The organism is Lamprobacter sp., assembly GCF_034860625.1.
Classification (GTDB): domain Bacteria; phylum Pseudomonadota; class Gammaproteobacteria; order Chromatiales; family Chromatiaceae; genus Lamprobacter.
Window position 1 is genome coordinate 1 of sequence record NZ_JAYESN010000455.1, and the last position, 1,713, is coordinate 1,713.

General features: G+C 63.3%; 1 protein-coding gene. It reads right to left on the reverse strand.

What is annotated here, in order from left to right:
- Positions 1-50: 50 nt before the first annotated feature.
- Positions 51-1,565, reverse strand: coding sequence for an ISKra4 family transposase (locus VBE63_RS28775; protein ID WP_323686403.1), 1,515 nt, complete (start codon positions 1,563-1,565; stop codon positions 51-53).
- Positions 1,566-1,713: the final 148 nt, after the last annotated feature.

Here is a 1,713-nt window from a genome sequence, read left to right on the forward strand (position 1 = left end):
GGTTAGAACCGATTTCTTGGGGCGCTCATTGACTTGTCGTGCGCCCCATTTCAGGCGGCCTCGGGCACTGCCACGGGAATCGGCGGTCCAGGGTAATGGCGCCGTTGCTCCTGTTCGAAGTGAAACGCCAGGTAGGCTGGCAGGTCGCCACTGATCTTCAGTGACCGCAGCTTCAGGATGGCTTCGGCCCGGTCCAAGCCCCAACGTGCGCCGGTGATATCCATTCGGTCCTTGACCAGGTGCCGGCATGCTCCTTCGATGACGCCGGTGGCGATCGGCAGCCCGTGCGTCAGGGCGCGGTCATACTGGAGTCGTTCGCTGTTGTTGTCGATGTAGTCGGCGGCTTTGTCGACAGGTTTGCGCGCCCCTTGGTCGAGCTGCTTGCGGGTGGCGGCGCGACGCAAACCCACCGCCACGTCCTTGGCCTTGCCCTGGAGCACGGCGCGCGCCCGATCCATCACCCAGGTCTCGCGTGCCTTGGCGTCGTCCGGGTGGAGGGCAAAGGCGGCCTTCCAGAGGTATTCGAGAACATGCACGAAATCCTGGACCACGACGATCTCGACCTGATAGCGCTTGGCGCTGGCGGCGACTTGGCGCAGCAGGTCTTCTTGCCCGTCGGTCAGCACGACCCAGCACATCCGCTGATCCGGATCACGGCGTAGCGCTTCCGCAAAAGCCTCCTCGATGACCGCCCCCTGCGAGGGCTCGACCCGCGCCCAAGTCCGTTTGTTCTGCGGTCGCGGTCGTTGACTCGCGGGCTGTTGTTCGGGGTCGAGGATCTGCTCGGGGGTGCGTGGGTAAGGGTCGACTTCGTACACCGAGGCCACGGTGGCCATGCGTTTGCGGTTTTTCTTCTCCCCCGGACTGAGCCGTGTTTGCTGCTTGTGTGCCTCTTGCTCCATGGCCCGGCGCGTGGCATCGCGCAGACCACTGGGATGCATCACGATGCCCTTGCCATCGGCAGTGATCACCAAGAGTTTGCCCTCGTCGCACCCTGCTTGGTGCGCTGTTGCCGGCTGATTGTAAAAGGCATCGAAATCCTGGCTCAGCTGCACCGCGACTTCCTCGGCCTGGCGCTTTGCCATCTGCCCGCCACCGGCACGCGTCAGATGGTCGACCGCCTCATCGAACGATCCGCCAACGATCTCTTCCACCAGCACCCCGCACAGTCCGTGCGAGTACTTGTCCGGCGGCAGGTTCAGCTGTGCATCCAGAGGGAAGACACTGTCCAGACTCCGTCCTCCGTCGCCACGACGGGTGACGATGACCTCCCCGAAGCGGCTCTCCAGGCGCCGCTGGCAGCCTTCGCGCCGATGCGTTCGCGCAACCCCATCCTCGCCCACCACGCGCTCGTGGACGGGCTCCTCGACACTGCGCTGGTCGAAGTGTCCTTGGATCAGCCGACGCAACAACTCGTTGCCTTCGGTGTGCACCATCGCCTCCAACTCACCGTGAGTGAGCCGTTGGTTTTCCTCATCGGCGAGGTTGCCCAGAAGAGATTGAAATTGCGCAAGCGCCCCCGCGTAGTGCTCGATCGCGCTGGCCGTGATTGCGTAAGATGTCATCGACGGGGTCTCCTCGGGTAGGTGGCAAAAGATTCGCACCTCAAGTTTCCTACCCCTCGTGAGGCCCCGTCATCAGAACTTTCCCGCTACCAGCTCGCTAAGCTCTTGTTTCCTTGTCGAACCCCGTCGTTTCAGAAGAGCCGCACCC

Excerpts from the sequence above, each read along its gene's own strand:
- VBE63_RS28775 (WP_323686403.1), bottom strand. The coding sequence starts at position 1,565 with ATGACATCTTACGCAATCACGGCCAGCGCGATCGAGCACTACGCGGGG.